The organism is Chelativorans sp. ZYF759 (assembly GCF_012911015.1).
Lineage (GTDB): Bacteria > Pseudomonadota > Alphaproteobacteria > Rhizobiales > Rhizobiaceae > ZYF759.
The window spans coordinates 1-22032 of the sequence record NZ_WVVV01000021.1; the positions used below are offsets into that span (position 1 = coordinate 1).

Sequence of the window (22032 nt, forward strand, 5' to 3'; positions counted from 1 at the left end):
CCTCCCGCGCAGCGGGTTCGTTCTTCCACCCCATACTCGCCTTCTTCAAAGCGCTCTGATTATGCCGAACTGCCGCATGGCCGACAGCAGACGCAGCAGCCGCCGAACTCGGCCATGCGGCATAATCCATCTTACGGCATAATGGCCCTTATGCCGATATCGGCATAAGTCGCACTGGACCGGTGCGCGACATCGTCTCGACCGCGACCTGTCGGGCTCGTTCGGCTCAAAGAAATACGCCTTCGAGGAACTGGTCGCCGAAATGTCCGCGGCCTTTGCCTGCGCTACGCTCGGCATCGAGCCGACTGTCCGCCATGCCGATTATATCGGTTCCTGGCTGGACGTGATGAAGGAAGACAACCGCGCGATCGTCCGGGCGGCCTCGCTCGCCTCAAAAGCCTCCGACTATCTCCTCGGCCATCTGGGCGAGGAGGACAGCGCCGGCACGGTTGCTGGTGATCCCCAACAGCAAGAGGCCGAATTCGGCCCGGACGCGGAAGTGGCGTGAATGTCACGGCGGGATGCGGTTCCTGTCGAAGGCCAGCTGCCGGAGCCTTTTCCAATCGGCCGAGGCGGACGTGGTGTCGCACTGGAATGAGCGTCGCGGTCCTTTCTGTATCGGCGGGGCGGGGGCGCAGCCGGAGGGGAGAGTGAGAGGAGGGACAGAGTTTTGTGACGGGTTGAGAGGTCGGGAGAGTGGCTCCCGGCCGCCCGTCGAGGAGCAGAAAAATGTCCCGTTCGAAGAAAACGAAGCAGATCAGCCTGAGCGCCTCACGCGATATTCCGTTGGATCGTCTCGTGCTCAGCCAGTCCAATGTCCGTCACGTAAAGGCCGGCGTCTCCATCGAGGAGCTGGCAGCCGATATCGCCCGCCGCACATTGCTGGCAAGCCTCACCGTCAGGCCGTTGCTTGACGATCAAGGCAGAGAGACAGGCCAGTTCGAAGTGCCGGCCGGTGGCCGCCGCTACCGCGCGCTCGAACTTCTGGTCAAGCAGAAGCGGCTGGCAAAGGATGCGCCGATACCCTGCATCGTGCGCACCGAGGGCATCGCGGAGGAGGACAGCCTCGCGGAAAACATCCAGCGCGCGCCCCTGCACGCGCTGGACCAGTTCCGCGCCTTTCTGTCGATGCGCGAGAAGGGCATGAGCGAAGAAGAGATCGCCGCCGCATTTTTCGTTTCCGCCAACATCGTCAGGCAGCGTTTGCGGCTCGCCGCAATCTCCCCGAAGCTGCTCGACATCTATGCCGATGACGAGATGAACCTCGACCAGCTGATGGCTTTTGCGGTAACGGCCGATCACCAGCGGCAGGAACAGGTCTGGGAACAACTCGGCACATCCTGGTCGCGCGAGCCCTATCGCATCCGCCGCATGCTGACGGAAGGCGCGGTGAAAGCCACCGACCGGCGCGCCCGGTTCGTCGGTATCGAGGAATATGAGGCCGCGGGCGGGATCGTGCTGCGTGATCTTTTCCATTCCGACGAGGGCGGCTGGCTGCAGGATGCAGCCCTTCTCGACCGGCTGGTCGCCGAGAAACTCGAACGTGGCGCGAATCTCATCCGGGAAGAGGGCTGGAAGTGGGTCGAGGCAGCCATCGATTTTCCATATGGGCACAATTTTGGACTGCGCCGCCTCTCCGGCGAAGTCGACACGATGAGCCACGAGGAGGCTGCCGAGCTGGAGGCGCTCCGACAGGAGGCTGCAAGGCTTGAAGAGGAGCATATAGACGCGGAGGAATTTTCCGAAGAAGCCGACCGGCGCATGGGCGAGATCGAGACTCGGATCGAGGAACTCGAAATCCGCCCCGTCCGCTTCGCCGAAGACCAGAAATCGACCTCCGGTGCCTTCGTCTCGATCGACGGGGCCGGCTGCCTGCGGGTCGAGCGCGGCTTCGTTCGTCCCGAGGACGAGGAGCGGCCGGAAACCACGGAGGCAGATGCCGAGGGCAAAGCCGGCGGCTCCGGCCGGGGCTTGGATGCCGATCCGAATGCCGTCCATACTCCCGTAAACGCGCCATCTGGCGCAGACAATTCTGCGGACGAGGAAGACGACAGCGTGAGGCCTTTGCCTGAGCGGCTGATCACCGAACTGACCGCCCACCGCACGATCGCGCTGCGCGACGCGCTTGCCGGCGATCCCCACATCGCCTTCATCGCCGCCCTTCACGCATTGGCACTGCGTCTCTTCTATCCCTACGTCCCGGACAGCTGCCTCGAACTTGAGCCGAAGAGCGTCACCGTCGGCTCGCATGCGCCGGGGCTGGCTGATACCAAGCCCGCGCTCGCCATCGCCGAGCGACATGAGACCTGGCGCAAGGCCCTGCCGGAAGATCCGGCCGGTCTCTGGGATGAGATGGTCGGATTCGATGCCGACAGCCGCGAGGCCCTTTTTGCCCATTGCGTCTCGCTCACCGTCAATGCGGTCCATGAAAGCTGGAACCGCCGGCCCAAGGCGCTCGCTCATGCTGATCGCCTGGCCGAGGCCCTGTTGCTCGACATGACCGGGGCCGGCTGGCGGCCGACCCTCGAGACATATCTCGGCCGGGTCACCAAAGGCCGCATTCTGGAAGCGGTGCGCGAGGCCTGCGGCGAGGAAGCAGCAGACCGGATTGCGGGTCAGAAAAAGGACGCGATGGCCGCTTCCGCCGAAGAACTTCTGGCGGATACGGGCTGGCTGCCCGAGCCCTTGAGAACGCCGGTATCGGCGGAACCCGGAACGGTGGGCGGGGCGAATGCGACAGACGTTCCCTCCCTTGCTCCCGAGACCCTCGACGAGATCGAGAGCGAAGCCTCGCAGGATGATACCGATCATCCGATCGCGGCTGAATAGAGCAAGCCACTACATTTTTGGCCCGCCCCCGTGGCGGGCCTTTTTCATGGAGGACCGATGATGTCCGGTCTTGCTGCCGAACTGTCGCGACTGCTCGCCGAGCGGGCTGAGGTCGTGTGCAGGCACTATCTGTCCAACGGCCACCGCTCGGGCAATTACTGGCTCGTCGGTGACGTCCAAAACACCCCCGGCCGCTCGCTCTTCGTCCGCCTCAAGGGTCCCGCTTCGGGCCGGGGTGCAGCCGGCCGCTGGACAGATGCTGCAACCGGCCAGCATGGGGACCTTCTTGACCTCATCAGCCTCAATCAGGGCCTCGACCGTTTTGCCGATCTCGCTTGCGAGGCACGCCATTTCCTTGCCATGCCGTACATGCCGGTCGTCTCCAAGCGGGCATACAACGAACCCGATCGAGCCGGTTCGCGGATCAAACGCCTCCTTGCCAAATCCGTGCCGCTGCCCGGCACCCCCGCCGAAACCTGGCTACACAGCCGTGGCATCGACATCATCGATCGTCTCGATGCGCTGCGTTTCCACCCAACCTGCCGCACTCGCGTGGACGGTAGAATGAAAACCTGGCCGGCCATGATCGCCGCCGTCACTGATCCCGAGGCCAAGTTGACTGGCCTTATGCGTACCTTCCTCATGGCAGATGGAGCGGCCATGGCACCCATCGCCGAACCGCGCCGGGCGCTCGGTCGCATCGGAGGACATGGCGTGCGTTTTGGCAATCCGGACGAGGTCATGCTTGCCGGTGAGGGCATCGAAACGGTGCTGTCCCTTCGGATGGCCTTGCCCGACATGCCAATGACGGCAGCACTTTCGGCCGGCAATCTCGGCCGTCTCATACTCCCGAAAACGCTGCGTCGACTTTACCTGGCAGCCGACCGCGACCAGGCAGGCCGATGGGCCTGCGCCAAGCTTGCCGACCAGGCACGGGCTGCGGGTATCGAGCCGATTAGGCTCAACGCACGCCTCAACGACTTCAACGACGATCTGCTGCAATTTGGTCTCGATACACTGCGCATCCGACTGCGGCGGCAGCTTGACGTGTCAGACATCGGACGCTTCCTGCCGACCTGATCAGCAGCACGAGTGCTGTCTGGTGCATCATCTCGCCTGGCTTACCTGCCGCCACGCCCGGCGCGGCCTTCCCGGATGCGCGACCTGGCACCGGACCGGCCGGTCCCGCAATGGCGTCGGCAGATCCACGTGCGCGGGCAACAGGAATGACACTTGCACCACGAAGCACCGCGCCAGACATTCTTCCAGGTGTCATCTGCCTCTTCCCGCCATCCTCCGCTTCGCTGCGGCCCTTCGGGTGCGGGACCGTCCGTCCGGCGCCTCTTGTCGCCCGTGAAGGCCGCGACGGGCGCGGCTCCTGCAACAGGACAGCCAGCCATGAACAATCACGACACCGATCTCCGTCTGCCGTGCGACGTCTCGCCGACGGCGCATCTTCTCGACGAACTGCAACTCTATGGCCACAGGCCATTCGACGACGAACCAGATCCGCGACCCATGCCTGACGAGAACCAGCTCGCAGGTGCAATTGCCGATGTCTTCGACGCGCTTGTCTCCAGCCTCGCCGACACACGGCTCGAGCCGGACCTCGAGCCACTGCTCTGGTCGACCGTCAACCTGTTCCACCGAAGCATCCAGCGCATCGAGCGCGACCTTGATGCCAATGAACAGGCGCAGGTTAAAAGCCGGCGTGACCAGGACGGCTCAGAAATCCGCTCCGTTGAACTCGAGCGCCTGACCGCGGAAGGCATCACGCTTCTCGAAAGGCGGAACGCCTTCGAGCATATTCGTGAGCAGGCCGCAGGACAGTTCCGCAACCACACCGGCTCGGCATGGCGGCCACGCTCGGGCTCGATCAACGGACACAAGGGTCTCACCTCTGCCGTCATCGACAGCCGTGACTTCCAGCATGCCCGCCGCCGCTCCGAAAACGAGCGTCTCCTGCCGCCCGGGCCAAAGGTTGCTCTCACCGGTGGGTCCGAATTCAACGAGCACACGATCATCTGGGAGCGCCTCGACAAGGTTCATTCCCGCCATCCCGACATGGTGCTCATCCATGGCGGTTCGCAAAAGGGCGCCGAACGCATCGCCGCATGTTGGGCCGACAGCAGACAGGTCCCCCAGATCGTCTTCAAGCCCGACTGGACCCGCCACGGAAAGGCCGCGCCGTTCCGCCGCAACGACGAACTCCTCCAGGTCATGCCGATCGGCCTTCTGGCCTTCCCGGGCAACGGCATTCAGGAAAACCTCGTCGACAAGGCGCGCCGGCTTGGCATCCCGGTGTGGAAGCCGTCGTGACGGGACGGCATTTGCCATAGGCCGCTTGAGCGACAGGCCTGCGTACCACCAAACTTCACACATCGGGCCAACGTGAATTCTGCTTGTCTGACGCCTGCACATGCCGTTTGATACGCAGAGTATCAATCTCGGCGAGGCACAATGCAGCTGCACAGAATTTCGAACCGACAGGTGAAGGCGGCGCGGGCGTTGCTCGGCTGGTCGCAGGCCGATCTGGCACTTGCTTCAGGCGTCTCCGAACCAACCGTCAAGAGGCTGGAATGTCGTGAAGGACTGCTAGGCGGACGCGCCGATACCGGTGACAAGATCGTCAATGCGCTCGAAGAAGCCGGCATCATCATCGTGGAACAGAATGGCCAAGGGCCGGGAGTTAGGCTCCGAAAGCCAGTAGTCCACGATGAGGGTCTCAGACCCGATGAGCTCAATGCCTCCAATGACGACTGAGACACGCATGGACACGCAGGCTCATTCCGTTGCTGGCTGCTCGACCGGCGGTTCCGGCCATTTCTGCCCGCCGCCCGGTCGGCCGCGATGCGGCAGGAACGCAGGCCTGGCCAGCCCTGCCTTACCGAACTGAAAGGATGCCAATGTCCGATCCCGGCCCAAAGATCCTGAAGTCGCCACTGTCGAACAGGTTCACAAGCGACGGAATTACCGTGAGTGTCGAAATCTACAGGATCGAAGGTGCACAGGGCTGGACGCTCGAACTCATCGATTCGGACTGGAATTCAGTTGTGTGGGACGAGCTGTTTGCGACCGACGACGAGGCCATGGAAGAGTTCCTGACTGGCGTCCAGGATGTTGGCCTTGCCAGCCTGCTCGAGCCCGATGACGACGATCCGCCCATGGCCACCATCCATTAGCTTTGCGCGCCCATCATGCTGGCGGGTGCTTGCCGCCCCTTCATACCGGAAATCCATTGTTTCAGCGCAATCTCATTCAAGTCGCATTGCTCTACGCAGCAGCCATTGCCAGCGGCTACGCGGCTTCATTGCTGCGCGTTCCACTCCCCTGGATGATCGGCCCCCTGCTGCTGGCTGCAATTGTCAGTCTCGCCGACAAGCAGCCAACCATCCCCTGGATTACCCGACCCATCGGGCAGCTGGTTGTCGCCGCTTCCGTCGGCCTCTTCTTCACGCCGGCGGCGCTCACCGCCGTCAGTCAGCAGATCGTGCCGATGCTTGCCGTAGCGCTGCTTACCATCGCCGCCGGCTTCGTGGCAGCACTCGTTCTGATGCGGATAGCTCACATCGACGTCGTCTCGGCCAGTCTTGCCAGCATTCCCGGTGGCCCCGTCGAAATGGCGGCCCTTGCGGCCCGCCACGGCGCTCAATCGGGTACAGTCGCCTTCGCACAAATCTTGCGCATCGCGCTCCTGGTGCTCATCGTCCCACCATTGCTCGTGGCCCTCGACGGTGAGGGCGCCGATCCGGCGACCGCACTGGCGAACGGACCCGTCGACTACCTCGGCGCGCTGCTGCTACTGGCAATCGCCCTTGGTGGCGGCTTCTTCCTCAAGCTCATCGGCATGACAACGCCTTTCTTCCTTGGTCCTCTGGCCGCGACAGCGGCAGCCTCAGCCTTCATGATGCCGGTATCGGCGCCGCCCTATTTTGTACTGGCCGCGGCGCAGGTCCTCCTTGGCGTGTGGCTGGGTGCCATGTTCAAGCGTGAACTCTTCGTACGATCACCCATGTTGCTGGTGGCCGTTCTGGCTTCGACTGCCGTCCTGCTGCTGTTGACCGCAATCATGGCGCTCGTCATCAGCTGGATGACAGGAATTGCATGGCAGACGATGGTCCTGGCTACCGCTCCAGGCAGCGTCACTGAAATGGCCCTGACGGCGAAGATCCTCGACCAGGAAGTGGCGCTGGTCACGGCCTACCACGTGCTGCGCATCTTCATCATTCTGCCTCTGGTGCCGCTGATATTTGCCCTGGTGGCGCGTTTGTCAGGGCGACCGGGTGCTGACTAATCCTTCCAAGCGCTATCCGTGGTTGACGGCTCTGGCCAGGATCTTCTGCTGTTTCCTAGGGATTGAATGACGGATCGATTAATCAGAAGACGATTTTCGTTCGTGCTTTGTGCTGAGTCAGTCGCATGGTAGCATCTCAAAAAAAGCATGAGGCGAGCAGTTGGCTCAGAAGTCAGACATCGAATGGACGGACGCGACGTGGAACCCAGTGACGGGCTGCACCAAGGTCGGCCCGGGCTGTGACAATTGCTATGCTGAGCGCTTTGCGGAGCGCTGGCGTGACATTGCCGGACACCCCTACGAGCAGGGCTTCGACCTGACACTCTGGCCGTCGAGGCTGAAGCAGCCCGTGCTGTGGAAAAAGCCGCGGATGATCTTCGTGAACTCGATGAGCGACCTTTTCCACAAGGACATCGACCTCGCATTCATCGACAAGGTGTTTGATGCCATGGAGCAGGCGGACTGGCATGTCTACCAAGTGCTGACCAAGCGCAGCTCGCTCATGCGCAACTATGTCCGGAACCGGTATGATGAAGGGCCAGTCCCGCGCCACATCTGGCTCGGCGTCTCGGTGGAGGACGCCGCTCACACAAGCCGGATCAAGCACCTGAAGCAGATCAATTCCGACGCACGCTTTATCTCGTTCGAGCCGCTACTCGGGCCGATCGGGGACGTCGACCTGCGGGGTGTTGCGTGGGCCATTGTCGGGGGGGAGAGTGGGCCTCGGGCGCGTCCCATGGACGAAAGCTGGGCTCGCCAGCTTCGTGACATCTGCGACCGTGACGACGTGGCGTTCTTCTTCAAGCAATGGGGCGGTGCCCGGCCGAAGTCGGGCGGGCGCCTTCTCGATGGTGAAGAGTGGAATGGCTTCCCGTGGCAGATCGTTCCCGAACCCATCATTCGTGCTCTGCAGCCCGAGGATGCTTGATGCCGCCTCGGGTCGAAAACTATCAGGGGCGCGAGCAATCGTTCATCAAACACCTGTTTCTCAACAAATATCTTGAGTCAGCGGCGTACAAGCTGTTTCAAGGCAGATCGCCGGTCTTCAATTTCGTGGATGCATTCGCGGGTCCCTGGCGAGTGTCGGACACCGACAAATACTCGGACGCTTCGTTCTCTCAGGCGATAGAAACGCTGGATGCTGTCCGCCGGTCTCTGCTCGATATGCGGCGCCCGGGGCTCAAGGTTCGTTTCCGGTTCTGCGAGCGAAACCCGGCTTCGGTCGCCAAACTTCAGCAGTTTGCAGCCCAGAAGCCCGAATTCGATATCCAGGTGTTCTCTGGCGCTTTCGAGGACAACCTGAATGGCATCCGCTCCGCTTGCCGCGATGGCTTTACTTTCACTTTCATCGATCCAACCGGCTGGAATGTCGATTCCGGCAAAATCTTTGATTTTCTCCGAAATCTCAACGGCGAGTTCCTTTTTAACTTCATGGCTGAAGAGGTGAACCGGCATGCCGGTTGGGATGGCGTGGCGGAATCCTTGGGTCGCTTCCTAGCGGACCCCGCCTGGAAGGCTGCGTTCGAGGCGATGCCCGAGGGGTCCAACGAAACGAAAATCCTGCAGCTTCTGAAGGCCAGGATGAAGGAAGCACGGGTCGCAACGTATCTGACGGACATGGCCATCCGAAAGCCGCGTGAGGATCGGATCAAGATGCGCCTGATCCTCGGCACGCACAGTGGTTTCGGGGTGGAGGTGTTCCGGAGTGTTCAGGAAAAGGTAGAGAAGGAGGCCGTCCGCACCCGCCACGCCATCCAGACCGAGGAAAGCGGACAGTCACAGATCTTCCCGGAAGAGCAGATTATCGCGTTTGAGACTGATCGCGACGGTGTTGGCTGCTCCGCCCATTTCGTCTGGGCCTCCGAACTTATGCTGTCCACCGTGTCACTGAAATCGGGGATAGCGTTTGGCTCGCTCGCCAGCGAAGTGATGGAACAGGTTCCCGTCCGGACGACTCATCTCAACAAGATCGCAACGACACATCGCAAGGCCGGGCTACTGCGTTTCGACCTTCCCATCGGAAAGAGAACGCCCAGTGCCCAGACAAAGATTTGGGTCGGCACATCACATGACGACTAGGTGCCGCCTTCGCCACGCTGCCTGTGCCCGAACCGTCGAAAAAAAAGACGTGTTAGAAATGCCGCTTGTGCGGGCGAGGGCCACCGAAAACCGGAGGTGAAATCCATGTCGAGCCACGAACTCTCAGAGCTCATCGATTTTGTTCATCGTGACGAATGGCAGTCCGGCATGCGGCTTGTCATGGACGAACATTTCGGGCCTGTTCTGGACGAGCTCGATCTCGACGTTGACGATGTCAGCGAGATGCTGGGCGAGGACATGGTCTCAACCTTGTGGGGCTGCGCCTTCGAGGACTTTCTCACAAGGGAGGGCGATGATGGGTCCAACCTGGTGGACGCCTATCTGAAGCATTCCGGCATGCGCGAGAATGCCGAAACGAAAACCTATATGCGCGCGCTGCGGATGTCCTTCATGAGCATCTACGAGGTGAGTGAAATCGTTCCCGGCAAGTCGCTTCTGGCCCGCAACATGCTGACTGACGGCGAGCCGGTATTGGTGAGCGAGACTACCGCCACAAAAACCCTGCGGCAATGGGACCGAATCGCGGCCCGCATCGTTCCGGTCGACGGTCGCAATATCCTTGCCGGCGGGCTTCTGCCCTTCTCCCACGAAGCATCGGAAATGGTCATGGACGCGCTGCAGGATGCGGTCGGTCGGAAAAGACGCGCCCGAAAATCCTTCACGCTTGGGCCGGACACCCTGCGCGTTGCAGCGCCGCTATTTACAAACGTCTGGCTCATGGAGGCTCTGCAGGAGATGCTGGAGCCGACCATCCCGGATCTGCGTAACAGCGACGGCGAGGAGATCGAATTCTACGACATCCGGTTTCGGCTCGCCAAAGGCGTGCGGCAGAAAGACATCATCGCCATCCTCAAGACCATGCCAGCATTTGAGCCGGCCTCCTCGCGTTTCTGGAACTGGCTCGATCTTGACCGAGCTGGCTCACCACCGAGGGCGAAGGAAGTGGGAACGCTGTCCTGGGATGTCACCATGGCGGATGGGGTTCCTGTCCTCGGCAATCTCGAGCTGCAAGGACGAGAACTTATCCTGTCGGTCAATTCCGTCTCGAGGGCAGAGAATGGGACGACACTTCTGCTGGCCGCTCTTGGCGCTCGGGTCGGCGAGCCGGACATTTCGATCCGATCATTCGAGGAACTTCTCGAGATGCACGACTCCGGTGTCACAGCGCCCCGCCCCGCAATCGATCCAGCGGAGGAAGAGCGGCTCGTTCACGACATGCTCGACCGCCAGTATCGCTCCTTTCTCGACGAGCCGGTCGGCATGCTTGAAAACGTGTCGCCGCGAGCGGCGGTAGCAACCGAGGCCGGGCGAAAGAGGGTCGCCCAGTGGCTCAAATATCTGGAGAACGCGTCCCAGGCGCACGATCCCGTCGACCCGATGGGCAGCTATGATTTCGGCTGGCTTTGGCACGAGCTGGGCGTCGCGCATCTGCGTCGATAGCGCCATGGCCATCCATGCGGCGAGATGAGCCTGCGCACGGCGGCGCCGTACACGCCCAAGAGTACGGCAGGGATCCGCCATGAACGAATCGCGATCAAAAACGATGGTCTGCCTGTTGCAGCCATGGAGGGCACTCATTACCCCGCGCGACGAGACGTTCCCGGCCCTCCCGACGGCGACTTGCTGCGTTGTCTTCGCCCCATAAGGCGCCTTTGGGGAGGCGAAAGCGTCTTGCCAGGCTGACCACAGGCTGGGTACGCGCCACTGCACTGTCGGCGGTCATGCGACTGAACCGAGGTCTCCCCGACGTGCCCCGCATTTGTTGTCCGTCCGCCCATGCAGGTCTCTCTTCTGGCTGATCACGCCGCAGGCCGGCTTCGCCTCGTTCCCCGTTACGCAATGGGGTCGCGTGACTTTCTTCCCCTGCCGATGCCACCCCACGCGGTGCCCGCGCGGGGCCCCGGCATTCGACATTCCTCGCGATACAAGAAACTCCCGCGCCTCCCATCCTCCGCTGACGCTCCGGCCCAGGGGTGCGCCGGCCCACGCCCGCGGCTTCGGATCGCCATCGAGGCCGCATTGGGCGGGCTCGCAAACAGAAGCAGGAGCAATTGACATGGCAACCATCGGAACCTTCAAGCAGACCGCCAACGAGTACACCGGCGAAATCGTCACCCTCAGCGTCCAGGCCAAGAACGTCCGCATCGTGCCGGAGGAGCAGAAAGGCAACGAGAACGCACCAAGCCACCGGATCCACTCGGGAAAGGCCGAAATCGGCGCAGCCTGGAGCCGGCGATCCTCCGAAGGCCGCGACTACCTCTCGGTCAAGCTCGACGACCCCTCGTTCATGGCGCCCATCTACGCCAACCTCTTCGAGGACGAAGGCGGAAGCCACAGCCTGGTCTGGACCCGCAGCCGCAAGGTCAATGGCGACTGAGCCAACATCGAAGCGAAGCACGGCCCGCCCGGAGCGATCCGGGCGGGCCATCCCCGTTGGCGGCACGGCGGCTGAAAGAGGCCAGGTTCAGCGGCTGAAGGTGATCGCGCTATTCAGCGCGACGGCCTCATCGAGAATCCGGTGCCAGACTTCCGCGTCCCTGATCTCCAGCATCATCCGCGCCATCAGTATGGCGACGGCGTCCCGGTCGTAGAACTCTCCGGCTGCCTGAGCACGCCCGAGATACTCGAGGCCTATCCTGAATAGCTTTTCCATGATGACGAACTGGCTTGCGTCAAGGCGAACGTCATAGCCCCTGCCGAACCGCCCGAGACTTCGCGCCAGTGCCACGAGTTCGCGATGGACGAGCAGGTTGGGGAAGAGGCCGGTGAGATCAACGTCGCAGTCCACAGCGGCGCGGACCACCTGCGCCAGAGACGGTCGTTCGACGCCGGCCCCTGCGATCGTTCTGACGGTCGCCTTCATCGCCGGACGGTCGCGGCGGCTATCGTCCGCCTGCTCCTGAATCGCGTTCACCAGCGTGGTTGCCTGGCGCAGGCAGGAAAGTAGAAATCGGATGCGCTCGACCTCGTGATCGATGCCTTCGGCGGCAATCTTGCGGGCATCTGGGCCAGCACAGTCCCACAGAACCTGTTGGCCTTCGCGCTTGCCCGCTTCCCGGGGCGAGGGGTTGTCCGCAAAAAAGGCCCCGACCAGCCTGCTGCCGGCATCATACTGAGTGCGAAAGAATGCCAGGGCCCGTTCCTCGGCATCGTTCGAACGACGTCCATCGTCGATCCAGGCATTGGCCACCAGCAGTTCCAATGCCGCATCGCGCAGAGCGGGAACCTTCATGCGCCGGCTGGTCTCATTGCTGACCCGCATCAGCGCGCAGATGCGCTCGGTCTTCAGATAGACCTGGATCGCAAGCGCATCCTGTATCAGTTTCTCGAGCGCCTTGAGCTGACGCCGCCCGCGTTTCAGTGGCAGCGGGACGGCATCCGCGCCGAAAGCCATCAGGATTGGTTCGCCGGAGCGAAACCGCTCCATGTGATCGTGCGACAGCACGATACCACGATCAAATAGGTGATCGGGGTCGGCGACCAGAAAATCCGGGCGGCGACCTTGCAGGTACTCAAGAATGGCGGGGGATACGTCGGCCAGGGTCGGCTTCGGCAAGACCTTCTCATTGGCGAGGATGACAAAGGGCCTCGTGGCTAGCCAATCGCGAAACCCGAGTTCCGAATATTCCACATCCATTTTCGCCTCCAAACCTGGTCATGCATCGATGCTGACGTCGGCTTTTGCCGGCGGCAAGAGGGGAGCCCTTATCAACGCTGTGTTTTGCGTGCTGCGGCAGCACGACGGAGGGCATCTTTCAGAGGCATATCGCCGCCGGTCGCCCTCGCCAAAGGTTGTTCCTTTTGCTCGTCCGGATTGCCAGCGGAGGACTCTGCCGCTGCCTGGTCCTGTCGCCACTGCTGATCAGCCATGTGGTCTCGCGGGGGTCGCCGTGGCTCGGCTTGAGTTGGCCGGGATGATGGGGGCGGCGTCGGCTTGATCGTTCCACTGGCACAGATAGGGGGCGTGGTCCGAGCTGGCTCTCGGGCAGGCTGAGCCTGCCGCTGGTTCCGCTTCAGTTGCCGCGCAAAGATGCCGCGCAGGTGAGCCGCACCGAAAGGCCGGCCGTCAGGCCTCACGACGTCGGCGCGGACAAGCAGGCGGTCGATCTGATCCCAGTTCAGGCCGCGCGCGCGGAAATCGCGGAATACGCCGAGGTGAAGGGCGACGAGACGTTCCAATGGAATCGGCCCCGCACCCGCATCGAAGGCACGACCAAGTTCCTGGAGCGCATGATTGATGTCGTTCTTCATCCAGCAAGGCTGACGCCAATCCGATCAGCCTGCAAGCGAGTCAGAACGCAGCAATTCGAAACGACTCATATCGTTACGAACCGCCGCAAAATGACTCTTTCACACCTGTGCATCGTTGGATGGCGCCGGCCTGGCGGGAACTTCTTCGACGTTTTCGGCAACCTGCAAAGTCGGGATGCGGTCATCGTTCCGGCCTCATGAAAGCGGAACGATCGTCCGCAGGGCCCTAATGGTAGTCCGCTGATCTGGATCTATTCATCTTGGTCGTGCCCGAAGCACGCGCACAGGTGCAGATTTCCCAGATCGTCGGTCCTTCGACCGGTTGCCATTACGTCGTCGTCGCCCTCACCATTGCCCCACCCCTCATCAGGGTGGATCGCGCTTGTCCTCAGGAAGACATCGGTGTCGATACTACATTTCAGGCAACCGCAGACAAGGCCTGATTGAACCGCTCTCCCCGGCGCATGACCGCCCAGGCGACCCGCGCCAGCTTGTTGGCCACCGCGACCGTCACCACACGCGCCTGCCGACGCGCAAGCAGGCCGTTGATCCAGTCTGCAAGTCCCGGCTTGTTGCGGGAGTATCGTATCACGGCGGTCGCGCCCAGCACCAGAAGCTTGCGCAGATAGGGGTCGCCCTTCTTCGAGATGCGGCCGAGATAGACCTTGCCGCCGGTGCCGCTTTGGCGTGGAACCAGGCCAATCCAGGCAGCGAAGTGCCGCCCGGATTTGAAAGCACGGGCATCGGCGATGGTCGCCGAAATGGCCGATGCGGTGATGAGACCGATTCCGGGAATGGTTTGCAGCCTCTGGCTGACCTCGCTGGCCCGATGGTTGGCAAGGATCGCCTTGTCCGCGAAACGACACGTGACTGGAGATCCTCGATCTGCCCCATGATCAGCTCGACGCAGCCGCGAACCTCATCGGGCAGGACAGCCTCGCTGGATGCGCGCGCCAACTCGTGCAGGGCGGGAATGCTCCACGTTCCCTTTGGCGCGATCAGTCCGAACTCGGCAAGTTGCCCCCGCAACGAGTTCACCAACATGGTGCGCTGCTTGACCAGCAGCTCCCGCGTTCGATGCAGCATTAGACCGGACTGCTGCTCGACGCTCTTGACCTCGACGTACCGCATGGTGGGGCGCGTCACGGCCTCGCAGATCGCCTCGGCGTCGATCTCGTCGTTTTTGCAACGTTTGATACAGGGTTTGACGTAACTCGCCGGCATCAGCCGGACGTCGTGACCGAGGTCGGTCAGCACCCGACCCCAGTGATGGGAGGTGCCGCACGACTCCACGCCGATGAGGCTGCTCGGCAGCTGCCGGAAGAACTCGATCATCTCCGAGCGGCGCAGCTTTTTCCGAAGAACGACTTCGCCGTTCTGGTCGGTTCCGTGGATCTGGAAAACGTGCGTGGCGAGATCAAGGCCGATAATCAGTGCAGGCATCAAAATTGAGAGCGGCGGTGCAAAATTAGTCCACGGTAGCGGCGGGATAGTCCCGCTTCGGGCGGCGTAAAAGTCGTCCGCCTAGAAGTCCTTTCTGCGATTGAGGCAGGGAGGATGAGGGGATCTATACCGTGGAACTTTATTTGAAGGTCCGCCTGGCCTGCTCGGAAGGGATGACGCAGCGGCAGGCGGCAAAGCATTTCAACATATCGCGCGACAGCGCGCGCAAGATGTTGGCGTATTCGGTTCCGCCGGGTTATCGGCGGCAGTCACCGGTGCGCCGGCCGAAGCTCGATGCGTTTGTTGCGACCATCGATGGGTGGTTGGATGAGGACCTGAAGGTGCCGTGCAAGCAGCGCCATACGGCCAAGCGGGTATTTGACCGTCTTCGCGACGAGTGCGGGTTCACCGGCGGCTACACGATCATCAAGGATTACATGCGCGAGCGCGAGCAGCGCCGCCAGGAGGTGTTTGTTCCGCTGTCGCATCCGCCTGGCCATGCGCAGGCCGATTTCGGCGAGGCGATGGTCGTCATCGGTGGAGTGGAGCGGAAGGCGCACTTCTTCGTGCTTGATCTGCCCCACAGCGATGGTTGCTATGTACGGGCCTACCCGGCGGCTGTGTCCGAGGCCTGGGTCGACGGCCACATTCATGCGTTTGCCTTCTTCGGCGGGGTGCCGCAGTCGATCGTCTACGACAACGATCGATGCCTGGTGGCGAAGATATTGCCCGACGGCACGCGCAAGCGGGCGACGCTGTTCAGCGGTTTCCTGTCCCATTACCTGATCCGGGACCGCTATGGTCGGCCGGGCAAGGGTAATGACAAGGGCAGTGTCGAGGGGCTCGTCGGCTATGCCCGTCGCAACTTCATGGTGCCGATCCCGCAGTTTGCGACATGGGAGGCGTTCAACACCTGGCTGGAGGAGCAATGCCGCAAGCGCCAGCGCGACAGGCTGCGGGGTGAGAGCGAGACGATCGGAGAACGGCTGCAGCGGGATCTGGCGGCCATGCGTTCCTTGCCGCCGTCGCCTTTCGACGCATGCGACCAGGCCAGCGGCAAGGTAACGGCCCAGTCGCTTGTACGCTACAAGACCAACGACTATTCGGTCCCGGTCGCCTGGGGTCATCAGGATGCCTGGGTCCCGGGCTATGTCGACGAGGTGGTGATCGGCTGCCGCGGCGAGATCATTGCCCGTCATCCCCGGAGCTGGGAACGTGAAGATGTCGTCTTCGATCCGCTGCACTACCTGCCGCTGATCGAGCAGAAGATCAATGCGCTGGATCAGGCAGCACCTCTCCAGGGCTGGGATTTGCCCGAGGAGTTCGCCACGCTGCGCCGCCTGATGGAAGGACGCATGGCAAAGCATGGCCGGCGCGAGTACGTGCAGGTTCTTCGCCTGCTGGAGAGCTTCGAGCTTGCGGATCTGCACGCGGCTGTGAAGCAGGCCCTCCAGCTCGGAGCGATCAGCTTCGACGCCGTCAAGCATCTGGTGCTGTGCCGGGTGGAGCGCCGGCCGCCGAGACTGGACATGTCCATCTACCCGTACCTGCCGAGGGCGACGGTCGAGACGACATCGGCGAAGGCGTATATGCGACTGCTTTCCGCGCATGGGTAGGAAGCGGCATGAGCACTGAAGTGCCCGAGATTCTGCTCTCCCACTATCTCAAAACCCTCAAGCTGCCGACTTTCCAGCGCGAGTACCAGAAGCTGGCCCGGTTATGCGCCACGGAGGGCGTCGATCATGTCGGATACCTCACCCGGCTTTCCGAACGCGAGATGATCGAACGGGACCGCCGCAAGGTCGAGCGCCGCATCAAGGCGGCCAGGTTCCCGGTCGTCAAAAGCCTGGACAGCTTCGACTTCCCCGCCATCCCGAAGCTCAACAAGATGCAGGTGCTGGAACTGGCCCGCTGCGAATGGATCGAGCGACGCGAGAACGTCATTGCGCTCGGCCCCAGCGGCACGGGCAAGACCCATGTTGCCCTCGGTCTCGGCCTGGCCGCCTGCCAGAAGGGCCTGTCCGTCGGCTTCACCACGGCGGCCGCACTGGTCAGCGAGATGATGGAGGCCCGCGACGAGCGGCGCTTGCTCCGGTTCCAGAAGCAGATGGCCGCCTGCCAGCTTCTCATCATCGATGAGCTGGGCTTCGTGCCGCTCTCCAAAACCGGCGCGGAATTACTCTTCGAGCTGATCTCGCAACGCTACGAACGGGGCGCCACCCTGATCACCAGCAATCTTCCGTTTGACGAATGGACGGAAACCTTGGGGTCACCAAACATTGCAGGCTGCCGCCATTCTCGATGGGGTGGTGTCTCATTTGACGGTCATTGACCCGCGACACGGGCTTGCGGGTCAGCGTCTGGAGCTTGTGTCGTCCCGTTCTGCGCGCGGTCCGGCCTTCGTCGTAGTTCGACTGCCTGACGGGCGCCGCCGTTCAATTCGACGCTCAGTGACCGACCTTGCTGCGGCGCCAGCGGAAGAAAGAGGCGCGCCCAAATCATTGCCCCGCATCAGCGTTCGAACGCTGCTCACATTGATGCACCATTTGAACAGCACGTTGACCTCCCGTAACGAGGAGGTGATTCGCGATGAACATCCAGTCGAATCCGCACCGCCTAGCGTCCCAGTCCTTCACCGAACTTCCTGCCCCGGGCATGACAACGCTTCCGAACCTTTGGCTCACCTTACCGGGGGAGACGCAGAAGCAGATCGCACAGAGCTTTGCGCGACTTCTCCTGCGGATGCGACCGACAGGCGCGACGCTGGCGGCGGCTCGGCATGTTGAGAGCAACAAATAGGCCGGACGAATGCGTGACTGCTGCCCATCGCGGCAAGCTCGCCTACATTTACGTCCGCCAGTCCTCCGTGAACCAGGTGCGGCATCATCAGGAAAGCACGGAACTGCAATACCGCCTTGTGGATCGTGCCGTCGCCCTGGGCTGGCCGCATGAACGTGTGCATGTCATCGATGAAGATCTTGGCAAATCCGGAGCCGGGACCGTCGAGCGGGTAGGCTTCAAGAAGCTGATCGCGGAAATCGGATTGGGCAATGCCGGCCTCGTCATCAGTCTCGACGCCTCCCGTCTTGCCCGCAACAACCGCGACTGGCACCAGCTCCTCGATTTGTGCGCGCTCTTCGGCGTCATCATCGCCGACGGCGAACGTCTCTATGATCCCTGCGCTTACCATGACCGCCTGCTGCTCGGTTTGTCCGGCATCATGAGCGAGGCGGAATTGCACCAGATCAGGCAACGCCTCCATCAGGGCGAGCGTCAGAAAGCGGCCCGCGGCGAGTTGCGCATTCCTCTTCCCGCAGGACTGGCGCATGATCGCTCGGGCCAGATCATTCTCAATCCCGATGAGCAGGTGCAGGCAAGGCTCAGCCTGGTCTCGTCAAATTCCGCGAGCTTCACAGTGCGCGCGCCGTGATGCGCTACCTGCGAAAACAGGATCTGCCACTGCCTGTGCGCCCCCTCATCGGCCCGGCGCCGCATGAGGTGGTATGGCGCGAGGCCAATAGTCCCCGAGTGCTCGGCATTCTTCAAAATCCTGCCTATGCTGGCGCGTATGTGTATGGCCGCAGGCGGGCGGAAGGCGGGCGGCTTCGCCACGACGTCTATCGCCCGAAGACGGTCAAGGTTCCCATCGCCGACTGGGAGGTTTGCCTTCAGGCTGCCCATCCCGGTTATATCGGCTGGGAGGAGTTCATGGAGAACCAGAGACGACTGGCAAACAACATCAACCGCTACGAAGCCGGTCATTCGGGCGCGCCGCGCAAGGGAGCGGCACTGCTGCAAGGCATCGCCGTTTGTGGGCGGTGTGGTCGCCGGATGAGCCTGCGCTATACCGGTCCTGCCGGTGACTATCCCGTCTACACGTGCCGCGCCGACCGCGATCAGGAAGGCGAGCCGCTCTGCCAGGAAGTGCGTGCGCTGCCCGTTGATATGCATGTCGAAAGCATCCTGCTCGAAGCCTTGCGGCCGGACCAGATCGCTATCGCCATTGCCGCGCTGGGTCAGATCGAAGAAGAGACGCGTCAGCTTGAGCGGCAGTGGGCGCTACGGCGCGAGCGGGCGCGTTATGAGGCCGAAAGAGCTCGGCGCCAGTACGATGCGGTCGAGCCGGAGAACCGCCTGGTGGCTCGGTCGTTGGAACGCGGCTGGGAAGAGAAGCTGCGCGCGGCCGAGGCGATCGAGCAGGATTACGAACGGTGGCGGTCCGACGAGCCCCTGGTCTTGAACGAGCCGGATCGCGAGGCGCTGCAAAAGCTTGGCGAAGATCTGCCTGGTATCTGGCACGCCCCTTCCACGACATCGGCCGAGCGAAAGGGCATTCTGCGCCTCATCATCGGCGAGGTTGTCCTCGACCAGAAGCGCTACCAGGGCCAGGTCTGGTTCAAGATCCTTTGGCAGACGGGAGCGACAAGCGAGCACTCGCTCCAGAGGCGGGTCCACACCTATAGCGACTACATTGATCTGGAGCGGCTGCGCAGCCGAGTAGTCGAACTCAACGCCGCAGGCAAAATGGACAAGGAGGTCGCCGCCACGCTGAACGCGGAAGGCTTTGTCGCAGCGCGCGGCTGCGCGTTCAAAGGCGAGAATGTCTGGCTTCTGCGGACGCGTTGGGGCATCCCCACGGTCAAGATCAACGGCACGGGCGCCAACCCAGACCGATGGCCAGATGGCACCTACTCGGTTCAGGGGACGGCGGCCGCACTGGGCGTCACACCACAAACCGTCTTCGACTATCTTGCACGCGGCTGGCTCGAAGGGCGTCAGATCACGAAAGGGCAGCCGTGGCAAATCGTACTCTCGGACGACCAGATCAACATGCTGCGAGCACGGGTCGCACGCACCAGGCGATCAAAGAAGGAGGCATCATGACAACCTCGGTTCGGCGATCAGATCGTGCCATTTGGCCACTGTGTCTGAGCGGTGATGAGTGTGGATTTGCGTCGGTAGCGTTCCTCGACGATTTCGAACAGGTGGAAGCGCTGCTGGTCGGTCAGCGAATGCGTCGCGAAGTCGTCGAGGATCAGCAGTTGCACGCGGGTGAGTTTGTCGAGGAGGCGGGGGAAGCGGCCATCGAGGCGGGCAAGCGCGAGATCCTCGAACAGCCGCGGAGCACGGACGTAGAGCACGGTATGATCGAGCCGTGCGGCCTGGCGACCGATCGCGCAGGCCAACCATGACTTGCCGGTGCCGGTCTGGCCCGTGACGATCATGTTCTCATGAGCCTTGAGCCACTCGCCCTGGCCGAGTGCCATCATGTTGCGCCGGTCGAGCCCGCGCGGGGTGGCAAAGTCGATGTCTTCCACGCAGGCCTCGGGGAAGCGCAGCTTCGCGGCGGCGAGCCGGTTCCTGACCCGCTTGTCGGCGCGCATGGCGGCCTCGCGGTCGAGCATCAGGCCGAGCCACTCGTCGCGGCCCAGTTCGGTCGCACCGTCCTGATCGGCGAGTTCGCGCCACGCGGCGGCCATGCCATTCAGCCCGAGAGCCTGCATCTGGTTGAGGGTGGGATTTGTCAGCATTCCTTCTTCCTTTCCTTCACTGATAGTAGGTGTTGCCGCGGATGTTGGCGTGCAGGGGTGGTGGCTTTGCCGGCTCCGGTTCGGGCCGCACCCGATCGAGACCGGATTTGAGGATGGCGTTCACGGAGGAATAGGTGATCGCGTTGATGGAGAGTGCCCGTTCGCAGGCGGCGTCGAGGCGTTGGGCGCCATAACGCGACGCCAATGACAGGATGCCCATGGCCGAACGATATCCCTGCTCCGGGTGAGGTCGCTCGCGCATCATGCGCTCCACCAGGATGGCAGCATTGGGTCCGATTCTGGCCGCTCGCCCGATCAGGTTGGCGGGCGTGGTGTTGGCGTAGCGCTGATGTGCCTTGGGCATGTGGGCATTGACGGTGACGTGGCCCGAACGCTGCGAGCGGCGAACATGGCTGGCGACGCGCTGGTGATCGTGGAAGATCTCGACCACCCGGTGGGTGAGCCGCACGTCCACGCGCCGGCCGATCAGCCGGTGCGGCACGGAATAGAAAGTCTTGTCCACCTCGACATGGTAGCCGGGATGGACCTTGGCCGACTTCCACTCGGCATATTCGAACGGGGTTGCCGGCAGCGTGCCGAGCGCAGCCCGCTCGATCTCCTCGAACAGTTCGCGGCGGCTCTTGCCGACATGGCGCATGGGCCGGTTGTTCAGTTCCTCCAGAAGATCGGCGATGGCGGTGTTGAGTTGGGCGAGCGAGAAGAAGGTCCGGTTCCTCAGCCGGGCCAGTATCCAGCGCTCGACGATCAGAACCGCACCCTCAACCTTGCCCTTGTCGCGGGGCTTGGCGGCGCGGGTCGGCAGGATGGTGGTGTCGTAATGCTCCGCCATCACGGCAAAGGTGGCATTCAGCGTCGGCTCGAACCATAGCGGCCGGGCCACGCCGGCCTTCAGATTGTCGCAGACGATCGCCCGGGTGACGCCGCCGAAGAAGGAGAGCGCCCGCACCTGGCCTTCGATCCAGTCGGGCAGCTTCTGGCTGTGGCTGGCGAAGGCGAAGGTGAGATTGGAGGCGCCCAGCACCGCCACAAATACCTGCGCCTGATGGATGACCCCGGTCGTAGGGTCGACGATGGGCACGGTCTGGCCGACATAATCGGTCTGCATCACCGCACCAGCTCGATGACGATTGCGGAAGGTCGCGCTCGCTCGGCGTTCGAAAGCGGCGTAGCGCTCGCTGAACCAGGTGTAGCCGTAGCCGTCGGGATGGGCGGCGCGATACTCCTGCCAAAGCGGCGTCAGCGTCACCCCCTTGCGCTTCAGTTCGCGGGCGATCAGCGCAAAGTCCGGTTCATGCTGATCACGGGGCGGCCGGCCGGCACGACCGAACAGCAGCCGCTCGAGTGCGGCATCATCGTCATGAATCGGCGCCAACGGCCAGGAGAGCCCAGCCTCCCGCGCGCGCAGCAGATAGGTCGCGACCGTCGTCTTGCTGATCTTCAGCCGTTCGGAAACCTCGCGCACCGACAGACCCTGTTCATGGGTCAGGCGCAGGATCGTGCGTATATCCTTCACTGTCATTCGTCTCGCTTGCTTCCGTCTCGGCATGGCCCCTCGCAACGTCA

At 62.6% G+C, this 22032-nt stretch carries 18 protein-coding genes and 3 pseudogenes; 17 read left to right on the forward strand and 4 right to left on the reverse strand.

The genetic code is table 11. The features are described 5' to 3' along the window. Positions 1-178: 178 nt before the first annotated feature. The 11 genes and pseudogenes from GRZ55_RS21405 to GRZ55_RS21455 all read left to right on the forward strand — a co-directional run. A pseudogene (locus GRZ55_RS21405) lies at positions 179-508 on the forward strand (zincin-like metallopeptidase domain-containing protein); the annotation flags it as partial. Between the two features lie 221 nt (positions 509-729). Further along, complete coding sequence (locus GRZ55_RS21410) at positions 730-2829, forward strand: ParB/RepB/Spo0J family partition protein (RefSeq protein WP_169288989.1); 2100 nt, start codon at positions 730-732, stop codon at positions 2827-2829. 60 nt (positions 2830-2889) lie between these two features. Continuing rightward, positions 2890-3909, forward strand: coding sequence for a toprim domain-containing protein (locus GRZ55_RS21415; RefSeq protein WP_169289030.1), 1020 nt, complete (start codon positions 2890-2892; stop codon positions 3907-3909). A gap of 318 nt (positions 3910-4227) precedes the next feature. Continuing rightward, positions 4228-5148, forward strand: coding sequence for a DUF2493 domain-containing protein (locus GRZ55_RS21420; protein ID WP_169288990.1), 921 nt, complete (start codon positions 4228-4230; stop codon positions 5146-5148). Positions 5149-5289: 141 nt separating this feature from the next. Then, complete coding sequence (locus GRZ55_RS21425) at positions 5290-5592, forward strand: helix-turn-helix transcriptional regulator (protein WP_169288991.1); 303 nt, start codon at positions 5290-5292, stop codon at positions 5590-5592. Between the two features lie 212 nt (positions 5593-5804). Then, positions 5805-6011, forward strand: a complete 207-nt coding sequence (locus GRZ55_RS21430; protein WP_246734923.1) for a hypothetical protein — start codon at positions 5805-5807, stop codon at positions 6009-6011. Between the two features lie 2 nt (positions 6012-6013). Then, the gene (locus tag GRZ55_RS21435) at positions 6014-7123 is read left to right on the forward strand and encodes an AbrB family transcriptional regulator (RefSeq protein WP_169288993.1); all 1110 of its coding nucleotides are present in this window, start codon (positions 6014-6016) and stop codon (positions 7121-7123) included. Positions 7124-7283: 160 nt separating this feature from the next. Further along, positions 7284-8051 (forward strand): DUF5131 family protein, encoded by a 768-nt coding sequence (locus tag GRZ55_RS21440; protein ID WP_169288994.1) that lies wholly within the window; start codon positions 7284-7286, stop codon positions 8049-8051. After that, positions 8051-9202: a three-Cys-motif partner protein TcmP gene (tcmP, locus tag GRZ55_RS21445; protein ID WP_169288995.1), complete on the forward strand. Its 1152-nt coding sequence runs from the start codon at positions 8051-8053 to the stop codon at positions 9200-9202. Before GRZ55_RS21440 ends, tcmP begins: the two co-directional genes overlap by 1 nt. A gap of 105 nt (positions 9203-9307) precedes the next feature. Beyond that, entirely contained in the window at positions 9308-10663 is a 1356-nt protein-coding gene (locus GRZ55_RS21450; protein ID WP_169288996.1) for a hypothetical protein, read from the forward strand. Between the two features lie 616 nt (positions 10664-11279). Next, entirely contained in the window at positions 11280-11600 is a 321-nt protein-coding gene (locus GRZ55_RS21455) for a DUF736 domain-containing protein (protein WP_169288997.1), read from the forward strand. A gap of 87 nt (positions 11601-11687) precedes the next feature. Here the strand turns inward: GRZ55_RS21455 and GRZ55_RS21460 are convergent, their stop codons facing one another. Continuing rightward, positions 11688-12860, reverse strand: coding sequence for a hypothetical protein (locus GRZ55_RS21460; protein WP_169288998.1), 1173 nt, complete (start codon positions 12858-12860; stop codon positions 11688-11690). A 404-nt stretch (positions 12861-13264) separates the two neighbouring features. On the opposite strand from GRZ55_RS21460, the gene GRZ55_RS21465 reads away from it, so the two are divergent. Then, complete coding sequence (locus tag GRZ55_RS21465) at positions 13265-13675, forward strand: hypothetical protein (RefSeq protein WP_169288999.1); 411 nt, start codon at positions 13265-13267, stop codon at positions 13673-13675. A gap of 217 nt (positions 13676-13892) precedes the next feature. On the opposite strand, the pseudogene GRZ55_RS21470 reads toward GRZ55_RS21465, so the two are convergent. Further along, a pseudogene (locus GRZ55_RS21470) lies at positions 13893-14917 on the reverse strand (IS110 family transposase). A gap of 131 nt (positions 14918-15048) precedes the next feature. On the opposite strand from GRZ55_RS21470, the gene istA (GRZ55_RS21475) reads away from it, so the two are divergent. The 5 genes and pseudogenes from istA (GRZ55_RS21475) (at position 15049) to GRZ55_RS21485 (ending at position 19801) form a co-directional block, all read left to right on the forward strand. Next, positions 15049-16533, forward strand: coding sequence for an IS21 family transposase (gene istA, locus GRZ55_RS21475; RefSeq protein WP_169289000.1), 1485 nt, complete (start codon positions 15049-15051; stop codon positions 16531-16533). 8 nt (positions 16534-16541) lie between these two features. Then, a pseudogene (gene istB / locus GRZ55_RS21480) lies at positions 16542-17250 on the forward strand (IS21-like element helper ATPase IstB); the annotation flags it as partial. A gap of 36 nt (positions 17251-17286) precedes the next feature. Then, a complete protein-coding gene (locus GRZ55_RS23810) occupies positions 17287-17703 on the forward strand; it encodes a hypothetical protein (protein WP_368856661.1) in 417 nt (138 codons plus the stop codon). A 26-nt stretch (positions 17704-17729) separates the two neighbouring features. Next, a complete protein-coding gene (locus tag GRZ55_RS23270) occupies positions 17730-18347 on the forward strand; it encodes a recombinase family protein (protein WP_210257470.1) in 618 nt (205 codons plus the stop codon). After that, entirely contained in the window at positions 18347-19801 is a 1455-nt protein-coding gene (locus GRZ55_RS21485; protein ID WP_246734925.1) for a recombinase family protein, read from the forward strand. Before GRZ55_RS23270 ends, GRZ55_RS21485 begins: the two co-directional genes overlap by 1 nt. A 17-nt stretch (positions 19802-19818) precedes the next feature. On the opposite strand, the gene GRZ55_RS21490 is transcribed toward GRZ55_RS21485, so the two are convergent. Together GRZ55_RS21490 and istA (GRZ55_RS21495) are read right to left on the reverse strand one after the other, a co-directional pair. Further along, positions 19819-20448, reverse strand: coding sequence for an ATP-binding protein (locus GRZ55_RS21490; protein WP_306785622.1), 630 nt, complete (start codon positions 20446-20448; stop codon positions 19819-19821). 16 nt (positions 20449-20464) lie between these two features. Beyond that, positions 20465-22015 carry an IS21 family transposase gene (istA, locus tag GRZ55_RS21495; protein ID WP_169289002.1) on the reverse strand — a complete coding sequence of 517 codons (1551 nt, stop codon included), beginning with the start codon at positions 22013-22015 and terminating at the stop codon, positions 20465-20467. Between the last annotated feature and the right edge of the window lie 17 nt (positions 22016-22032).

Bases quoted from the DNA above. Each gene is read 5' to 3' on its own strand.
- GRZ55_RS21410 (WP_169288989.1), top strand. From the start codon at position 730: ATGTCCCGTTCGAAGAAAACGAAGCAGATCAGCCTGAGCGCCTCACGC.
- GRZ55_RS21415 (WP_169289030.1), top strand. From the start codon at position 2,890: ATGTCCGGTCTTGCTGCCGAACTGTCGCGACTGCTCGCCGAGCGGGCT.
- GRZ55_RS21420 (WP_169288990.1), top strand. From the start codon at position 4,228: ATGAACAATCACGACACCGATCTCCGTCTGCCGTGCGACGTCTCGCCG.
- GRZ55_RS21425 (WP_169288991.1), top strand. From the start codon at position 5,290: ATGCAGCTGCACAGAATTTCGAACCGACAGGTGAAGGCGGCGCGGGCG.
- tcmP (WP_169288995.1), top strand. From the start codon at position 8,051: ATGCCGCCTCGGGTCGAAAACTATCAGGGGCGCGAGCAATCGTTCATC.
- GRZ55_RS21450 (WP_169288996.1), top strand. From the start codon at position 9,308: ATGTCGAGCCACGAACTCTCAGAGCTCATCGATTTTGTTCATCGTGAC.
- GRZ55_RS21455 (WP_169288997.1), top strand. From the start codon at position 11,280: ATGGCAACCATCGGAACCTTCAAGCAGACCGCCAACGAGTACACCGGC.
- GRZ55_RS21460 (WP_169288998.1), bottom strand. From the start codon at position 12,860: ATGGATGTGGAATATTCGGAACTCGGGTTTCGCGATTGGCTAGCCACG.
- GRZ55_RS21485 (WP_246734925.1), top strand. From the start codon at position 18,347: ATGCGCTACCTGCGAAAACAGGATCTGCCACTGCCTGTGCGCCCCCTC.
- GRZ55_RS21490 (WP_306785622.1), bottom strand. From the start codon at position 20,448: ATGCTGACAAATCCCACCCTCAACCAGATGCAGGCTCTCGGGCTGAAT.
- istA (WP_169289002.1), bottom strand. From the start codon at position 22,015: ATGCCGAGACGGAAGCAAGCGAGACGAATGACAGTGAAGGATATACGC.